Annotated in this window: 16 protein-coding genes and 1 tRNA gene; 5 read left to right on the forward strand and 12 right to left on the reverse strand. The window is 34.4% G+C overall.

Features of this window, described 5'->3' with window-relative positions:
* Positions 1-299: 299 nt before the first annotated feature.
* The 5 genes from IEV50_RS03885 to IEV50_RS03905 all read right to left on the reverse strand — a co-directional run bounded on the left by IEV50_RS03885 (position 300) and on the right by IEV50_RS03905 (position 5,141).
* A tRNA-Leu gene (locus IEV50_RS03885) sits at positions 300-386 on the reverse strand.
* Positions 387-433: 47 nt separating this feature from the next.
* Entirely contained in the window at positions 434-1,198 is a 765-nt protein-coding gene (locus IEV50_RS03890) for an MBL fold metallo-hydrolase (RefSeq protein ID WP_188411938.1), read from the reverse strand.
* Between the two features lie 46 nt (positions 1,199-1,244).
* Entirely contained in the window at positions 1,245-1,517 is a 273-nt protein-coding gene (locus tag IEV50_RS03895; protein ID WP_188411939.1) for a hypothetical protein, read from the reverse strand.
* A 315-nt stretch (positions 1,518-1,832) separates the two neighbouring features.
* A complete protein-coding gene (gene lolA1, locus IEV50_RS03900) occupies positions 1,833-2,483 on the reverse strand; it encodes an outer membrane lipoprotein periplasmic chaperone LolA1 (RefSeq protein WP_188411940.1) in 651 nt (216 codons plus the stop codon).
* Positions 2,484-2,543: 60 nt separating this feature from the next.
* Positions 2,544-5,141 carry an FtsK/SpoIIIE family DNA translocase gene (locus IEV50_RS03905; RefSeq protein WP_188411941.1) on the reverse strand — a complete coding sequence of 866 codons (2,598 nt, stop codon included), beginning with the start codon at positions 5,139-5,141 and terminating at the stop codon, positions 2,544-2,546.
* Between the two features lie 909 nt (positions 5,142-6,050).
* Between IEV50_RS03905 and IEV50_RS03910 the strand changes: the two genes are divergently transcribed.
* Complete coding sequence (locus tag IEV50_RS03910) at positions 6,051-6,704, forward strand: ankyrin repeat domain-containing protein (protein ID WP_188411942.1); 654 nt, start codon at positions 6,051-6,053, stop codon at positions 6,702-6,704.
* Positions 6,705-6,770: 66 nt separating this feature from the next.
* On the opposite strand, the gene IEV50_RS03915 is transcribed toward IEV50_RS03910, so the two are convergent.
* The 5 genes from IEV50_RS03915 to pyrF all read right to left on the reverse strand — a co-directional run bounded on the left by IEV50_RS03915 (position 6,771) and on the right by pyrF (position 10,713).
* Complete coding sequence (locus IEV50_RS03915; protein ID WP_188411943.1) at positions 6,771-6,989, reverse strand: PspC domain-containing protein; 219 nt, start codon at positions 6,987-6,989, stop codon at positions 6,771-6,773.
* 116 nt (positions 6,990-7,105) lie between these two features.
* Positions 7,106-7,321 carry a hypothetical protein gene (locus IEV50_RS03920; RefSeq protein ID WP_188411944.1) on the reverse strand — a complete coding sequence of 72 codons (216 nt, stop codon included), beginning with the start codon at positions 7,319-7,321 and terminating at the stop codon, positions 7,106-7,108.
* 53 nt (positions 7,322-7,374) lie between these two features.
* The gene (locus tag IEV50_RS03925; protein ID WP_188411945.1) at positions 7,375-8,658 is read right to left on the reverse strand and encodes a DUF2851 family protein; all 1,284 of its coding nucleotides are present in this window, start codon (positions 8,656-8,658) and stop codon (positions 7,375-7,377) included.
* 151 nt (positions 8,659-8,809) lie between these two features.
* On the reverse strand, positions 8,810-9,712 hold the full coding sequence (locus IEV50_RS03930; protein ID WP_188411946.1) for a DMT family transporter: 903 nt from the start codon (positions 9,710-9,712) through the stop codon (positions 8,810-8,812).
* A 170-nt stretch (positions 9,713-9,882) separates the two neighbouring features.
* Entirely contained in the window at positions 9,883-10,713 is an 831-nt protein-coding gene (gene pyrF / locus IEV50_RS03935) for an orotidine-5'-phosphate decarboxylase (protein WP_188411947.1), read from the reverse strand.
* A 420-nt stretch (positions 10,714-11,133) separates the two neighbouring features.
* On the opposite strand from pyrF, the gene rho reads away from it, so the two are divergent.
* A complete protein-coding gene (gene rho / locus IEV50_RS03940; protein WP_188411948.1) occupies positions 11,134-12,849 on the forward strand; it encodes a transcription termination factor Rho in 1,716 nt (571 codons plus the stop codon).
* Positions 12,850-12,927: 78 nt separating this feature from the next.
* Positions 12,928-13,620, forward strand: coding sequence for a CDP-diacylglycerol--serine O-phosphatidyltransferase (gene pssA / locus IEV50_RS03945; protein ID WP_188411949.1), 693 nt, complete (start codon positions 12,928-12,930; stop codon positions 13,618-13,620).
* A gap of 17 nt (positions 13,621-13,637) precedes the next feature.
* On the opposite strand, the gene IEV50_RS03950 is transcribed toward pssA, so the two are convergent.
* Entirely contained in the window at positions 13,638-14,006 is a 369-nt protein-coding gene (locus IEV50_RS03950; protein WP_188411950.1) for an Hpt domain-containing protein, read from the reverse strand.
* A gap of 16 nt (positions 14,007-14,022) precedes the next feature.
* Positions 14,023-14,553 (reverse strand): 2-amino-4-hydroxy-6-hydroxymethyldihydropteridine diphosphokinase, encoded by a 531-nt coding sequence (gene folK / locus IEV50_RS03955; RefSeq protein ID WP_229746619.1) that lies wholly within the window; start codon positions 14,551-14,553, stop codon positions 14,023-14,025.
* A gap of 15 nt (positions 14,554-14,568) precedes the next feature.
* Here folK and sppA point away from each other — a divergent pair, with 15 nt between their 5' ends.
* Positions 14,569-16,335, forward strand: coding sequence for a signal peptide peptidase SppA (sppA, locus tag IEV50_RS03960; RefSeq protein WP_188411951.1), 1,767 nt, complete (start codon positions 14,569-14,571; stop codon positions 16,333-16,335).
* A 164-nt stretch (positions 16,336-16,499) separates the two neighbouring features.
* Entirely contained in the window at positions 16,500-18,176 is a 1,677-nt protein-coding gene (locus IEV50_RS03965; RefSeq protein WP_188411952.1) for a DNA polymerase/3'-5' exonuclease PolX, read from the forward strand.
* The last annotated feature ends 138 nt before the right edge of the window (positions 18,177-18,314 follow it).

Here is an 18,314-nt window from a genome sequence, read left to right on the forward strand (position 1 = left end):
TTGCCATGGAATATAAAATTTTAAAATCCGATTCCAAAAATGAACAAAGGTGTTCTAAAGTTGAAGCTTAGAGGTATCACCATCAATTAATTTTGATTAAAAACAATAGAAATCTTAAAGAACTGTAGGCTAAAACGATATAAAAAACTGATGTAAAAACCATGAAAAAAATCAATTATAAGCACTTGAGGATCAAAATATTACAAAATCAGAAAGCTAAAAAATTGACCAGATAAGGTTTAAACACAACGATTTTTAAAACAAAAATAGCTAACAATATGATTGTTAGCTATTTTAAGTGGTACTCAAGAGGAGATTCGAACTCCCACACCCATACAGGCGCCAGCCCCTCAAGCTGGTGCGTCTACCAATTTCGCCACCTGAGCTTTTATGTTGCAAATATAATTTAATTTTGGAGTTTGGAAACAGCGTTTTACAATTCAATTTTTAAACCATCATAAGCCAACTTTATATTCGATGGTAAATCTTTTTCCACATCATCATGTAAACCCAAATTATGACTGATGTGTGTAAGATAAGTTGTTTGCGCTCCTACTTGCTGAGCAAATGCTATAGCCTCATTTAAAGTGAAATGAGAAATATGAGGTTCTATTTGCAAGGCATTAATAACCAATACTTTTGTACCTTTAATTTTTTCAAAAGATTCATCAGAAATGGTTTTAGCATCTGTTATATAAGTAAAACCTCCTATTCTATATCCGGTAATGGGCAGCAAATGATGCATGATTTCAATAGGAATTATAGTGCTTTCGCCAATCTTAAAATCTGCTCCGTTATGTACAGTATGAAGATTGATTTGTGGCAAGCCATGATATTTGGTTTCAGCGAAAATATAATGAAATTCCCGTTTTAAAGCCGTTTGTACTCGTTCGGTAGCATAAACATCAATTACCTTATGCAATAAATAATTAAAAGGGCGAATATCATCTAAACCTGCTATATGATCTTTGTGTTCGTGGGTAAATAAAACTGCATCTAAATCTTTTACCTTTTCCCGTAAAAGCTGGCAACGAAAATCAGGACCGCTATCTACAACTATTGTTTTATCATCAGTTTCGATTAAAATTGAAGTTCTTAATCGGTTATCCCTTTTATCTGTTGATTGACAAACTTCGCAATTACATGCAATTACAGGAACACCCTGCGATGTACCGGTGCCTAAAAAAGTAACTGTCATTGTAAAAAACTTTCCTTTCTATAGGTGTATGCTGTTTGTATCTGCATTAAAATAATTCAGTTTGCTGTAAAGATTGAAAAAATTGTCTTTGTTTATCGTCGAGCATATTTTCATCTGCTGTAGTTTGCTTAACCAAATTAACTAAAGCAGCAATTTTTCCTTCTAAGTTGGAAAATTTATTGACCACGATGATTTTATTATGCTCAAGCAGGCAAGAACCTGTTTTAAAGCTTCCCTTCTCGTAACGAACCTTAAAACCCATTGCAAAAAGCAATTGCTCTAATTTTTCTAAAGTATGGTTTGTTAGTGGCAACGACATTAGAACAAACTTAGAGAAATATGAGCAGCATTCATAAACACAAGGATGATTTTTTTACCACCTTATGCACTTAAGCAAAAGTCAACTTACAAACAATCATATCGGGCTTAAATAGTTTTATATTTCTGATATGGTTTATCTCTTATCTGTTGCTCATCAAAAAAACTGAGTTACTGATAATTTAAGATGCTGAAATGAATTTACTTCGTAGCTTGACGCTTTGCAACAGGTTAGCATAAAAATAGTTTAAAAAAAAGGTTCAGCTGTTTCCAACTGAACCCTCTAAAAATCTTATTCCGCGAAGCGGGAAGAAAATTATCTTAAATCTACCACTTCAACACCTGGATATTTCTTGGCATCAAATGCAAAAGTAGTTTCAGGTACATTTACATTAGGTAAAAAGGTTTTCACATTGTAAGTGTATTTATTTCCATTTTTGTCAAACAGCACAACGTTTGCAATTTGTTTAGCAGCTTTATCTATACTTAAACGAACTTTAAATATTGACTTTTTAGCATCAGTAGGCGTTAAATCTATCATTTGATAAGTTTTGGCACCAGCTTTTTCTTCGCCTGTATAAACATATTTAAAACCTTTCTCGTAAACCGTAAATATTTTAGCGGGATTAATTGCATCACCACTATTATCTACATTACTTACCTGCACTTCTTTATCCTTTTTTAGATAAGTCCATTGGCTTTTGCCATCGCTAAACAACTCTTGATTGGTCATGGCTACCTTGTATTTATTAGAGTTGGCTTTAACATATAAAGTGCCTTGTTGTGTTTCTTTAACCTTAGCTTTTGGATTATCTAAAGTGAAAGTAAAATCGGTTTTAACAATATTATACGATTTATATTTTTTACTCACATCAGCTAAAATTGCTTTAGCTTTCGCATCAGTTTGAGCATAGGTTGATGTTGTAAAAGCAACTACAACCAGTAATGCTGAAATTAATTTCTTCATCTTTTCTTTTTTAAATTTTCCTTTGAATCATTAGAGTAGATTTTTTCCTATTAGTTTAATCTAATCTTTGCTATTCATGCTATTCAAGAACTGTTCCAAAGAATATTCATCAGGATATAAAACTTCACGGGCTTTACTGCCCTCAAAAGGACCAACAATACCCGCAGCTTCTAGTTGATCGATAATTCTACCGGCTCTGTTGTAACCCAACTTCAATTTACGCTGTATTAATGATGTAGAACCCTGCTGATGCATAACTATCAGTCTTGCAGCATCCTCAAAAAACTTATCCCGCTCATTTGGGTCGAAATCTGCCTTGCTTCCCTCTCCTGCCTCATCAACGTATTCCGGCAGTTGATAAGCATCAGAGTAGCCCCGTTGGTTGCCAATGTATTCAGAAATTCTATCCACCTCAGGTGTATCAACGAAAGCACACTGTAGCCTGATTAAGTCGCTACCTGTAGATAAAAGCATATCTCCGCGACCAATCAACTGGTCTGCACCACCGCTATCTAAAATCGTCCTGGAGTCAATTTTAGATAAAACCCTAAATGCCAACCTCGCAGGGAAGTTCGCCTTAATTGTACCGGTAATAATATTAACCGACGGACGCTGAGTGGCCAAAACCAGGTGAATTCCAATGGCACGGGCCAATTGTGCTAAACGGGCAATCGGTGCCTCAACTTCTTTACCTGCTGTCATCATTAAATCGGCAAACTCATCAACCACCAATACAATAAAAGGTAAAAATCGATGCCCGTTATTTGGGTTTAATTTACGCTTGATGAATTTATCGTTATACTCTTTTAAGTTTCTAACCTGCGCATCCTTTAATAAATCGTAACGCTGATCCATTTCGATACATAAAGAGTTTAAAGTATTAACCACCTTTTTAGTATCAGTAATAATCGCGTCGGCCTCTCCAGGTAATTTAGCTAGGAAATGTCGCTCAATTCTATTAAATAAAGTTAACTCAACTTTTTTCGGATCAACCAATACAAACTTTAGCTGCGCCGGATGTTTTTTAAATAATAGTGAAACCAGAATTGCGTTAATACCAACCGATTTACCCTGTCCGGTTGCACCTGCAACCAACAAATGCGGCATTTTAGCTAAATCGGCAATAAAGACCTCATTACTAATGGTTTTACCCAAAGCAATTGGTAAATCCATGGTATTTTGAGTCCACTTCTCGGTATTTAAAATGCTTCTCATCGGCACCATTTCAGGGTGTTGATTTGGCACCTCAATACCAATTGTTCCCTTTCCGGGCATTGGTGCAATAATACGAATACCCAAAGCCGCTAAAGAAAGCGCAATATCATCTTCTAGGTTTTTAATTTTCGAAATCCGAACTCCAGGGGCAGGAATAATTTCGTAAAGTGTAACAGTTGGACCAATCGTAGCCTTAATCTTATCAATTTCTATATTGTAGTGATTAAGCGTTTCAACAATTTTATTTTTATTGGCCTCTAATTCCTCGGCATTAACCGAAATTTTGTTAGTACCATAATTCTCTAATAAATCAATGGTTGGATATTTGTAACCTGCTAAATCCAGTTTTTCGTCGTAATTACCAAATTGTTCCACTAAATCTTCCGATTTTTTTTCTTCTTCGGTTTTTTGAATGGTAAAGCTTGGTTGCTTTTCTTCTTCATCAATTGTTGGCTCAACCGTTAAAGGCATTGCTGCAGCCGAAGTTGCTAAAGGCAAATTCGTAGCCAAAGGCGATAAAGCCACTGGCGCAATCACATCTTCCTTTTCATCATTTCCCTCGTAACGACTTGGTTGTATAACTACGTTTTGCTGTCTGCGTTCGTTATTTACAGGTGGCTTGTCGCGTAGAGGGAACTCAATCGGTTCTGATGGTTCATCAACTGAACGATTATGCACAAATTTCTCCCTGACTTCATTTACATAATCCGGTGTTTCGTTATCTAGGTAAACTTCCTTTTCCTTACGTTCTGGAAATTTGAAATCGATGTTATAAGCGATAATTAAAATGGTTAATCCTGCAAATGCAATTAATCCAGCCACACCAGCAGCACCAATTTGCGCAACCAACAATTTATTGCTCCAATAACCAAACTCCCCCTCAATGTAATGTGGCGATTCAGACCAAAAACTATGTGCAAAACCGAGGGTTAATGAAATAAATAGCAAGAAAAAAAAGCTGTAGCCTAATGTTTTTGAAATGGAAAGGATTTTAACTTTGAACAATAATCTATAGCCAATAATAAAGAATGCTAAAACGAATAAAAAAGAAGCGATTCCGAACCACTCGTATATAAACTGGTGCGATAGCAAAGCACCGAATTTACCTAACCAGTTTTGTACCACAGGTACCAAAACTCCAGAATCTTTAAGCTCTTCAGCAGTTTTAAATAAATTCCCCCAACCGCCGTTTGCATCAATTACATAACTCTGGTCATCTTGCCAGGTAAATAAGTACGATGTAAAGGCGATTAAAAAATAAAGTGAAAGTATAACAAAAAACAGACCTATAATTTTTATTGCACGGCCATCCTGCAAGTCGAAATTTGGCAAATATTCTCTTTTCTCTTTCGGCTGGCGACTAGATGATAATCTGCTTGAAGCATTTTCAGCACCCTTATCTCTGAATGTGTTGGTTTTAAACTGGTTTCCCTTTAACGCCATTTTTATTTAATAGTAAAATATTAGTTAACAAACTTAGATAAAACTGCGCAGCATTCATTAAAGCCTTCAAAAAAAAATCATAACACTTCATAATTGTTGTCATTATGAACAATTTAATCGTTCTCTCCCATTCCTTTAAAAAAAATAACACAGAGGAAATTAAAATATATTTTGTATCCATTCCGTTTTATAAGTTGCCTTAAGTTAAATAAATTTTTTCGACAAGGATTAAACCTTAAACTGAAAAATCTGTCTATTATTTTAACGACACAAAAGTTGTTACGTTTTGTCAAATGAAACGGATTTTGTTTTAGGTTTTGTCCTGTTTTGCCTGGAGAGGTGAAACAGGATTTTTTTTTGAAAATGCAGGCACTCTTATTTTAGCTAATCCAGCACTGCTATCCATTACAAGAAAATTATAGAGAAAGCAATAACCTAATAAAGCATGGGTGCCAGGAAGGTGGTAAATGTATGCTTTCACATTAGGCTGATGCCTATGATTGTCTGGTCTTTCGGTAAACAAAAACAAACCTAGACTGATTTCTTTCCCTATTACATTGAAAAAGAATATAATGCGGTAAAAATTTCCAATGGCTCAAATACCAACAGGCTGGAAAAATTTAAAATCCGAACTTTATTTCTTTCATAAAGATTTCTTGGCTGCGCTCGAAAAGACGATTTTTTCTTCCCGTCATTTTAGGCGGAATCGAGCTAAATAGCAGCTAGTCCTCTTCAATAAAGTAAAAACCAGTTTTTACAACCTGCCAATCTAATTACCCTTGATTTCAATCAACAGATTGTAAACAAATTTTTAAATGGCAGTACCCTTCTGTATTTTTAGGTAAAAATTTCTAAACGCTATTAATTTTTTGTTAATTTAAATCGATTATTTGAAATAAAATTCATCACATGGATATAGCGCAGCTCGAAGAACAAATTGAGGCAGGAAATTTAAATGCAGTAAAAGAAATTTTGGTTCAAAATCCTAAATTGGCCAATACCAATACCTCACATCGTATTTCGCCATTATTGTTAGCTTGCTATTACAAAAAGCAAGATATAGCCAATTTAATTGCAGAATTTACAGATGAATTGACATTATTTGAAGCTTGTGCGGTTGGCAAATTTGATTCAGCTACTTTATTAATTTTTCAAAACCCTAATGAAATTAATGAATTTTCGGAAGATGGTTTTACGCCTTTAGGTTTAGCTTGCTACTTCGGCCATGAAGATTTAGTAAAATTCTTAGTTTTAAAAGGCGCTGATGTAAACTTGGCATCAAAAAATGGATTCAATGTTTTCCCAATTCATTCGGCTGTGGCAGCAAACAATATTAACATTACAAAAATCCTATTAGATAACGGCGCCTATCCGAATGTTTGTCAGAAAGCAGGTTTGGCTCCATTACACACCGCAGCACAACTGGGAAATATAGAATTGATAATTCTACTGTTAGAACATGGCGCAGAAGTAAATTTACGCATGGAAGGTGGAAAACTACCTGCAGATTTAGCTGCAGAAAAAGGCTTTAATGAAATTGCAGAGATTTTAAGGGAAGATTAAACAGTTACCAATTCTCAGATTCTAGTTTTGCTTTTCACAACTGCAAACTACTAACTGTCAACTGAACTATTCCCAAATCCTTAACCGCATTTTTTTCATGTAGGTTCTAATATCCAAAACAACTGCTGCCAAAAAATAGAATAATATCGGAAAACCTACTGCCAGAAAAGAGGAATAAATAAAAAAGAGGCGAACTTTCGCTGTACTCATATTTAACTTGTTTGCCAAATAAGTAGAAACACCAAAACTCTGTTGTTCGAAATAGACTATGATTTTTTGAAACATTTTAAGCTGATTTAAACCACATTTACAAAACAATTAATCGTTTTTCAAACCCTAATTTAGCTAAAATATTCAATTAAAACACTTAAACAAAAATTTGCAATGCAATTTTAAAGCTTTTACTCCAAAACCAGCTTCTCGAAATCCTGCTTATTCTCATGTTTTATGAACAGCGTTTGTGGGTCTTCCAAAGCTGAATACTTTTTCTTCAACTCGTTTTTAAACTTTTCTATATCTACTCCAGCATTCAAAATCACAGTTAAAGCATCAGCATTACCTCTAACTTCGATAATTTTATCGGGATAAAGTTCTTTAAGTTCATGTGGAAATTCCATAATGGATAAACCAATTAAAGGGTAGAAAGTTTGACGAAATTTAAATAGAGATTTTATGCATGCTTCAAAATTTTAATACCAATATTACAAGATAAACATTTTTTCTCGTCGCAATATTGTTTTTTCAACTGTAAAATACCTTGTGAGATGAAAGCATTGTCCATATTTACGCCCGCCTTGTTAAATTTATCTGTAATCGCATTTTCCTCCGGTGGCAAGCTTTCCAATAATCTTATAGCTCTGCTGATGTAAAATTGCGTTCCAGTATGTTTTCCGTAAGCAAATAAAAATAATGCTACTGTATTTAATAAAATATTATCGACTGATGTTTTACCGATTTGTGTACTTACGCTTACCGTGTCTTTTTTGAAATGATAATGTGTTTTCCAATAATCATTTACTGGCAAGTTTTCAAACAATCCACGGAGTTCAACAACGCCGCTTATTTCCATAATTTTAGAGAACATGTGATTTGCTTTGATGATTAAAGCTGCAAATTGTGCTAATCGAATGGTTGGAAAGTTTTGCGGACGCATCCTCATAAATTTCCACATGGAAACTTCAATCGGTTTGATATTATATTTCTTCTGTAAAAATTCAAATTCTTGTTTCAGCTTTGCTGGATATTCCTCCTTAAACTTATCATTTAAAAAACCAGCCGAACCGAAAACTAAGGCCTCTATTTGTTGCGCATTATCCTTATGCTTACTGTAAATTGGCTGTGGAATTGCTTTTGCAAAAAGCTCAAAAGGCAAAGCATTTACCTTAAAACCAAAATTCCGAGCCATAAAACGATAGAAAGTTTCATCCCAATTTCCATTCAATTCATTAAGTGTTTCAATTACGGCTTGCGTCTTTTTTTCAAACCGTTCAATTAGTGTTCTCGATAAAAAAGAATCAATAATTAATTTATCAACGGTTTGAATTTGAGCGCTACAAGGAAAATCAGTTAGTGTTAGAAATAAATTTTCATATTTGAGAATTAAATCTGCAGCAATACGATTCTTTAATTCCAAAACAGGCAAAACAGACCCATCAATCCTTTTTATTTCAGCATCGTTCTCATAAACCACATGAAGAATTACGTTTTCATAACTGGCATCACTTTGATGATTGTGTTTCAACCAATCGGAAGATTTGAGGTGAATTTCTATATTCCCGGCCCAAATGGTTCCACTAATCTGTATTTTAGCATTATTAAAATCAGGCCCGGCATTTTTATTCAGAAACCCCTGATGAATAATTTTCAAACTTTCTCCATCAGCAGTCTTCAAGTCGTTGTTATCAAACGACCTGAATTGCCACACATAATGAAGAAAATCTTCCGGAAAATTCATTATTGAAGGTAATGAAATATTCCTAAAAGCTTTATAAAATTTTTTATACTGAATTTATTTCCTCAGATTCTGAGCTAGACGGCGTAACCCTCTTTGATGAAAATAAAAATACAGCACTATATAAAAAATTCAGGACGATGATTTACAAACACTAAACTTCTACTGTTTTCTTCTTATAATTGGTAATAAAAACCCCTGTTATAATAAAAACTGTTGCTACAATTAAATCAACATCAACTTTTTCGTTTAAAATTAACCAGCCCAAAAATATAGCTATTACGGTATTGAAATAAGTCAGAATTGAAACTTCTGAAGCGGAGACTTTTTTAAGGGCGTAATGATAGCAAAAATAACCCAACACTGAACCAAATATTGCCAGGTAAACCGACGCAAAAATACTTTCTGTTTTCCACGAACTTATAGCTGCTTTGCCATAAAAAATTAAAGCTAAACCAAATTGAACAATTGCGGAGAACACAAACTGATAGAAAAGATTTAAGAAAATATATTGCGGCTTTCCACTATGCTTTTTAGAATATATGGTTCCAATTGTCCAGCCAGAAACGGCAATAACTAAGGATAAAATTCCATTACGATAATTGGGTTCCATCAAATCACTAATGCCATCTCTGAAAATAAAAACAATACCTAAGAAACCGATAAACACGCCGATAAAACCTTTCAAACTGGGTTTCTGGATACCCAAAAACACACAACCTAAAAAAACCAATAATGGAGAAGTTGCATTTATTAAGGATGTTAACCCACTTGGAATAGTTTTTTCGGCAACGGTTGTCATGCCGTTCGCTATAACTACCATTAAAATAGAAAGCAAAATCTGTCTTTTAAAACTCGACCAGCCAATCCATTTTAATTCTTTTTGCTTTATCAGAATAACTAAAATAATAAGGGATGCAATTGTTTGGCGGATCGCTGTTACGTACCAGGCCGGGATACTTTCTACAGCAACTCGAATGCCTAAATAGGTTGTTCCCCAAATCAGTGCAACGCCTGTTAAAGCAAGTATAAGTTTTAAATCTATTTTAGATTTCATAGTTGGTTAGTTTTAACCGCAAAGGACACTAAGCTTTACGCGAAGAAAAAAAGAAATATTTTGCCACGGAAACACTAAATACACGGAAATTTACAATCAATATTCCGTAGAAATCTGTGATTCTGCAGCTGTAATAATATTTGAATGCAAAGAAATCTGAGAATCTATGGCTAAACCAAATTAGCTCCAACCAAAATTCCCTCCATTTCTTTCTGCAGCTTCAGCGCCTCTTCCCTTGCTTTCTCTGCGAAATCTTCGCCTTGGCCAGCGTAAATAATTCCTCGGGATGAATTAATTAATAATCCGCATTGCGAATTGAGTCCGTATTTACAAACTTCCTGTAAATCGCCACCCTGAGCGCCAACACCAGGAACCAAAAGAAAATGATTTGGAGCCAACTTACGCACATCGCTAAAAGCCGCACCGCGAGTTGCGCCAACCACATACATCATTTGTTTATCTGTAGCCCATTGCTGGGAAGTTTTCAATACTTTTTCGAAAAGCTTATCCTCACCTATTTGTTGTAATTGAAAATCAGCATGACCAGAATTAGAAGTTAATGCTAAGAGGATAACCCACTTATTTTTAAAAGTTAAAAACGGCATAACAGAATCACTACCCATGTATGGCGCAACGGTAACCGAATCAAAACTCATTTCTGATGATTGCTCATTAAAAAAAGTTTCTGCATACATCGCCGAGGTATTTCCAATATCGCCCCGTTTTGCATCAGCTATTGAAAAAATATCCTTCGGAATATACTTCCAGGTTTCGATTAAAGTTTCCCACCCTTTTTTACCATAACACTCATAAAATGCGGTGTTCGGTTTATAAGCTACACACAAATCTTTTGTTGCATCAATAATTTGTTTGTTGAACTCCAAAATTGGATTTTCGTACTTTAATAAGTGTTTTGGAATTTTATCCAACGAAGAATCCAATCCAACACATAAAAATGAACGTTTTTTTTGTATCTGCCCGAAAAGTTGTTCTTTGGTCATATAGTGGCTTGTTTGATGCAAATATGAGGTTTTTTAAGTTTTAGAAACATAAAATAATCCCCACATTAAATATTTTTATAAACATTTTAAACTTTTGTTTGCAGTTTACGTTTCAAATACATAAAATTGCAATATAATTTCTCAATCGTTTATCTGAATATCCCAGAAAAAATTTATCAAGACTTGTTTTTTGTTACCATTTTTTGAAACCGATTTATCGCTTTTATTCAGCTTATAAACATTTATGAAACATTTTGAGTATTTCAAATAACCAACTCACTTAAGTTTTATAGCCATAAGAATTTATATACAATTAAAAGCTCGGCTTACAATACACAAATATTTAGGCCTGTGCACATTTATAACAGGAAACGTCCGTTATAAACAAATGAAAAATTTCTTGAAACATATATATTTAGAATGTTCAGTAAAACAGAATTAAATGATAAGCTTACATCAGAATTACGTGAGCTTGCAAAAACCTATGGCATAGAAGCTGCCGATTCTCTAAGAAAAATTGACCTTGTTGAAGTACTTTTACACCAGCAAGAAATTATAACCGCTGCTAAATCGGGTGCAGACCCTTACAGCGAACAGGAAAACGTTGAAGCTGTTGCTCCAACTCCGGTTTCAAAAGCTAAAGTAACCAAGGCAGAAAAAACTCCGAAAGTTGTAGCTGAAGCTGTTATAGCAGATAAACCAGTTAAAAAAAGAGCTCGATTAAGTAAAGACGAACCTGTAGCTCCAATTGAAAGGAGAAGAGATTCTGTTACTTTATTTGATGAACCTCAACATCAGCAACAACAACCTGAAATACAACCAGATAGAATTATCGAATCGGAGGAAGGAAGTAGCAAACCCATTTCAGCTTTGATTGAGGAAAGTGCCGAGCCCATAACTGTTGCTCCGAAGCAAAGGCCAGAGCAAAAAGAAAAACCCCAACGAGAGGATAATCGTCAACAAAAACAGCCTGGTGGTGGCAATCATCACAAAAACGAAAACAGTTACTCTAATCTCGATTTTGATAATGTTATAACGAATGAGGGTGTTTTAGAAATTATGCCCGATGGTTATGGTTTCTTACGCTCTGCAGATTATAACTACTTAACTTCGCCTGATGATATCTACGTTTCTCAGTCTCAAATTAAACTTTTCGGCTTAAAAACTGGCGATACTGTAAAAGGAAGCATTCGTCCGCCAAAAGAAGGTGAAAAATATTTCCCGTTGGTTCGTGTAGAAACAATTAATGGCAGAATTCCTGCAGAAGTTCGCGACCGTGTACCTTTCGATTACTTAACCCCACTTTTCCCAACTGAAAAATTAAATTTATTTACGGATAATAATAATTATTCTACCCGTATTATGGATTTGTTTACCCCAATTGGTAAAGGTCAGCGTGGTTTAATTGTAGCTCAGCCTAAAACGGGTAAAACTAATTTACTTAAGGAAGTTGCAAATGCAATTGCAAAAAACCATCCCGAAGTTTATTTAATTATCCTTCTAATTGATGAACGTCCGGAAGAGGTTACAGATATGGCTCGTAGTGTAAGAGCAGAGGTTATTGCCTCTACTTTTGATGAGCCGGCAGAACGACATGTTAAAATTGCCAATATTGTTTTAGAAAAATCAAAGCGTTTAGTAGAAAGTGGGCACGATGTTGTTATCCTTTTAGATTCGATAACACGTTTAGCTAGAGCATACAACACAACAGCTCCCGCATCAGGCAAAATTTTATCGGGTGGTGTTGATGCAAACGCTCTCCATAAACCTAAACGTTTCTTTGGCGCGGCCCGTAACATTGAAAATGGTGGTTCATTAACTATTTTAGCAACTGCGTTAACAGATACAGGTTCTAAAATGGATGAAGTAATCTTCGAAGAATTTAAAGGTACTGGTAACATGGAGTTACAGTTAGACCGTAAATTATCAAACAAACGTATCTTCCCTGCAATTGATATTACCGCTTCAAGTACACGTCGCGATGATTTATTATTGGATAGAGATACTTTACAACGTGTTTGGATTTTACGTAACCACCTTGCAGATATGAACAGTCAGGAAGCTATGGAATTCGTACAATCACAAATAAAAGGTACAAAAAGTAACGAAGAATTCTTAATTTCGATGAACAGCTAATAATAGGTAAGATGGAAGATGGCAAATGGTTAGGGTATCCCTTCCATCTCCCATCTCCCATCTCCCATTTTCCATTATATGAAAAGGCATATCCCTAATGCGATTACCTGTGCAAATCTATTTTCTGGTTGTATTGGAATCGTTTTTGCATTTAAAGGCGATTTACAAACTGCGGCATACTTCGTAATTCTTTCTGGAATTTTTGATTTCTTTGATGGAATGATTGCCCGATTATTAAAAGTAAAATCGGCTATTGGAAAGGATTTAGATTCTTTAGCAGATATGGTAAGCTTTGGTTTTTTACCAGGTATTATTATGTTTCAGTTGTTAAAAGTGAGCGACTATACTTCAGAATATCTCCCTTATTTAGGGTTTTTCATCACCATTTTTTCGGCATTACGTTTAGCCAAATTTAACAATGATGACAGGCAAACAGAAGATTTTATTGGCCTAAATACACCAATGAACACACTTTTCATTTGCTCGTTACCGTTTATTGCTTCAGATTATCCTCAAGTAATTGGTTCTAGTATTTTATTAATTTCGATAACAGCAATTACTAGTTTCTTATTGGTAAGTGAGATTAAAATCTTTTCTTTAAAATTTAGTAACTTAAGCTGGGCCAAAAATAAAATAAAATTCTTCTTTCTGATTTTAGCTGCAATACTTATTGGAGTATTACAATTTACCGCAATTCCTTTTGTATTGGTTATTTATATCATTTTATCAATAATTCATTTTAGAATAACAGGTAAAATCCTGACTAAATAAAATTATCCAATATTACGTTAAGGTCGCAGTTCTTTAATTGCACCATCAATTTGCAGATAAATTTTATCCAGAAGTAATTGAAGCGTTATAACCTTTTTGGGAATAAGGTCTAGATTTTCTTCAGATTTGGAACTTGTTTCAATATAATCAACAAAATCTTTAACATCGCCCCTGCCTATGTAGGCAAAAGTTGGCTTTATTTTATGGGCAAAATCAGCCACTTTTTTCCAATCTTTAATGGATAAAGCATTTTCAAGTTCTGCCATATAAAATGGTGTCTGTTCAATGAAAATTTCAAAAACTTCAATCATGAATTCTGGATCATGACCAGCCATTTCTTTAAGATAGGATAAATCTAAGGGATGATTATCTCTATTATCTTGCATAAGCAAATCTAGCTATTTACAATTTGTTTACCTCCAAATTATCTAAAATATTTTCAGCGATTTCTAAAATGGTTTTACCAAAAACAGGATGTATAACATTAGGAGCAATTTCTGCTAATGGTTTCATAACAAATCTTCTGTTTTGCATATGAGGATGTGGAATATGAAGCTTTCCTTCAACATTAATAATTTCCTCTCCAAACAAAATCAAATCAATATCTATTAATCTTTCACCCCACTTTTCCTTTCTAATTCTTCCTAACTTTTGCTCAATTTCCAATGCCTTATCCAGCAATTCTAATGCAGTAAAATTAGTGCTTAAACTAATCGCTTGATTTAAAAAATCAGGCTGATCTTCTTTACCCCATGCCGCTGTTTCATAGATAGATGAAACAGATATAACTTCCCCTGCTTCATCATTTAACAGTTGAATTGCCAATTCCAGATTTTTCTTTCTGTCACCTAGGTTTCCTCCGAGTAACAAATAAGCAATTGTGTGCTCTAATGCCATATTAAGCCCTTGTATTTTTATATCTTTACTGCACAAAATTAAAACATTTAAATGAGAGATTTTTTTAAGTACCTATTTGCATCAATGCTAGGTTTTTTCCTATCTATTGTAATTGTATTTTTCATCTGCTTTATAGTTATTGCTGCAGCTATTTCATCAATAGATGATGATAAAACGGTTACCGTTGGTAATAATTCAGTCCTATTTTTAAATTTAGACCAGGCAGTTACCGAACGTACACCTAAAAATCCATTTGGAAATTTACCGATTGTTGGTGGGGAAGAAAAGGATGGAATTGGTTTAAACGACCTTTTAAAATCAATTCAAAGGGCAAAAACGGATGACAACATTAAATGCATTTATTTAAATGTTAGCAGTCCAAATGCAGGTTTCGCAACTATGCGTGAGGTTAGAAATGCACTAATAGATTTTAAAAAATCTCACAAGAAAATTTTAGCTTACAGCGAAGTATATACCCAAGGTGCTTATTACTTAGCTTCAGCAGCTGATAAAATATATCTAAATCCAGAAGGTGCCCTTGAATTTAAAGGCTTTAGCTCTGAATTAACTTTCTTTAAAGGAACCTTAGAAAAAGTTGGTGTTGAGATGCAGGTTATTCGTGTTGGAAATTATAAAAGCGCAGTTGAGCCTTACATTTTGGATAAAATGAGCGATTATAACCGTAAACAGGTTACTGCTTACGTTGGTGGATTATATAATACATTTTTAACTGATATTGCCAAAAGCAGAGATATTCAGAAAAATAGCCTTTACAGCATTGCTGATAGCTATAAAATCAGAGAGCCTAAAGATGCGGTTAACTTTAAAATGATTGATGGGCTGAAATATAAGGATGAAATTCTCGAAGAACTTAAGGCTTTATCAGGCAAAACCAAAAAACAAAATATTAGCTCTGTTTCTATAAATGATTACGCAAAAAATAATAGTACCACAGGTTCAGGAAAAGATAAAGTAGCCATAATTTATGCTAATGGAGAAATAACTGGTGGTGAAGGTTCTGATAATCAAATTGGTTCTGAAAGGATATCAAGAGCTATCCGCAAGGCAAGATTGGATGATGATATTAAAGCAATTGTACTACGGGTAAATTCTCCAGGTGGCAGTGCTTTAGCTTCGGATGTAATTTGGAGAGAAATTGTTTTGACCAAAAAAGAAAAACCGGTTATTGCATCTTTTGGTGATGTTGCCGCTTCTGGCGGTTATTATATAGGTTGTGCAGCTGATAGTATTTTTGTTCAGCCAAATACAATTACTGGCTCTATTGGTGTTTTTGGTATAATCCCAAATTTTCAAAACCTAATGACAAATAAACTTGGGATTACCTTTGATGGTGTTAAAACTGGTAAATATGCTGATATCATGGCGACTAATCGCCCCATGACAGAAGGTGAAAGATTTATTATTCAAAATGAATTGAATAGAATTTATAGCGGTTTTATTAGTCGCGTAGCCGATGGAAGAAAGAAAAGTAAAGCTTACATAGACAGCATTGGTGGCGGCCATGTATGGATTGGAACCGATGCTGTTCAAATTGGTTTAGCCGACAGAATTGGGAGTTTTAACGATGCAATAAAATCAGCCGCAAAAAAAGCTAAACTTAAAGAATATAAAATTGTAGAGTATCCTGATGTAATCGACCCGCTAAAATCTTTATTGGAAGAAAGCACAGATAAAATTAAAACTTATTATACCAAACAAGAATTAGGTGATAACTACATGCTTTATCAGCAAATGAAAAAAGTTATGGCAAGTTCTGGTATCCAGGCAAGAATGCCGTTTGAGGCGGTTATTAAATAGGATTTTATGGAAAATGTAAGATGGGAAATGGAATCAAACCATCGTCCATCTTACATTTTCCGTCTTACATTTTCCATTTTTCATTCCCCATCTTACATTTTCCATTTTACATCTTTACCTACTTCATTCTTCAAACCACATCTTGTTTCCTAATTTTACAGATTATGGAAAATAAAACCATCGCCCGTACTTTACGCCTCTTATCGCAATTAATGGAATTGCATGAAGAAAATCCTTTTAAAGTTAAATCGATAGCCAACGCTTATTTTAAGGTTGATAAATTGCCATTTGCATTAAAGGATAAGCCATTTGAAGAAATTGATAAAATTGATGGAATCGGAAAGGGTTTAGCAGCAAAAATTATTGAGCTCCTACAAACGGGCGAACTCAAAGAACTAAACGATATTATTCAGCAAACACCTGAGGGTGTTATTGAAATGCTCGGCATCAAAGGAATCGGACCAAAGAAAATATTGATTATTTGGCGTACACTGGAAATTGAAAGCATTGGCGAATTATATTATGCCTGTAACGAAAATCGCTTAATTGAGGCAAAAGGTTTTGGCTTAAAAACTCAGGAGGAAATTAAAAATGCCATTGAGTTTAAGTTGGCTGCTAATGGAAGATTTTTATATGCACAAGTAGAGGGATTTGCAAATACATTAAAAGACCAAATTTCTGAATGGTTAATTAGTGTTGATAAAGATTCATTATTAGGTTTGGCAGGGCAATATCGCCGAGCTTGTGAAATAATAGATGAGTTAGAACTTGTAATCGGTGCAAAACATGTTGAAGAAGTTCAATTAAACTTATCTTCTTTTAAACCACTATCATTAATCGCTGGGGAAGATGCATTTATAACCACAACAGATACTGGTTTGAGAATCAAAATTTTTGTAGTTAATAAAGCTGATTTTTACCTGGAATGGTTTAAAAAAACTGGTAATATCGAACATGTTGATAAAGTCCTTAAATTGGCTGGCAACGGTCCTTTCGCAAATGAAAATGAAATTTACAGCAAAGCTGGATTAGCTTTTATCGAACCTGAACTTCGTGAAGGTTTTGATGAAATTGAACTGGCTAAAGAGCATAAACTTCCAACGCTGATCAAGTACAATGATTTAAAAGGCAGTTTGCATAATCACTCTACCTGGAGCGACGGTGTTCATACCCTCGAACAAATGGCAGTGTACTGCAAGGATACATTGAATTTGCAATATTTAGGCATTTGCGACCATTCCAAAACAGCAGTTTATGCGAAAGGATTAAATGAACAACGAGTTTATGGACAACACCAAGAAATTGATGAATTAAATAAAAAACTAGCTCCGTTTAAAATTTTCAAAGGAATTGAAAGTGATATTTTGAGTGACGGCTCATTAGATTATTCTGATGATGTATTAAAAACTTTCGATTTTGTGGTGGCATCTGTGCATAGCAATTTACGCATGGATGAGGCTAAAGCAACTGCCCGTTTATTAAAAGCTATCGAGAATCCATATACAACAATTTTGGGTCATCCAACTGGTCGTTTGTTGTTAAGTAGAGCTGGCTATCCGATAGATTATAAAAAAATTATTGATGCTTGTGCCGCAAATAACGTGGTTATAGAAATCAATGCAAATCCTTTGCGTTTGGATTTAGATTGGCGTTGGCATCGTTACGCACTTGAAAATGGCGTTTTACTTTCTGTAAATCCTGATGCGCATCGAACTGAGGGCTTCCATGATATGAAATACGGTATTTTAGTGGCTCGTAAAGGTGGCTTAAGCGCTGATAAGTGTTTAAATGCTTTTTCGTTGGAAGAAATAACGGAGTACTTTAATGGTAAAAAGGTTTAGGGTTGAGGGTTGAGGGTTGAGGGTTGAGGGAAAGTCCATTCTCAATAAAAAGTTTTAATTATTATTAAAAATCTGTGCAATCCTTTAATCTGTGTAATTACCCCGAAGGAAAAATCTGTGTAATCTTTTAATATCTTT

Origin of the sequence: Pedobacter mendelii (assembly GCF_014635725.1) — a bacterium.
GTDB lineage: Bacteria > Bacteroidota > Bacteroidia > Sphingobacteriales > Sphingobacteriaceae > Pedobacter > Pedobacter mendelii.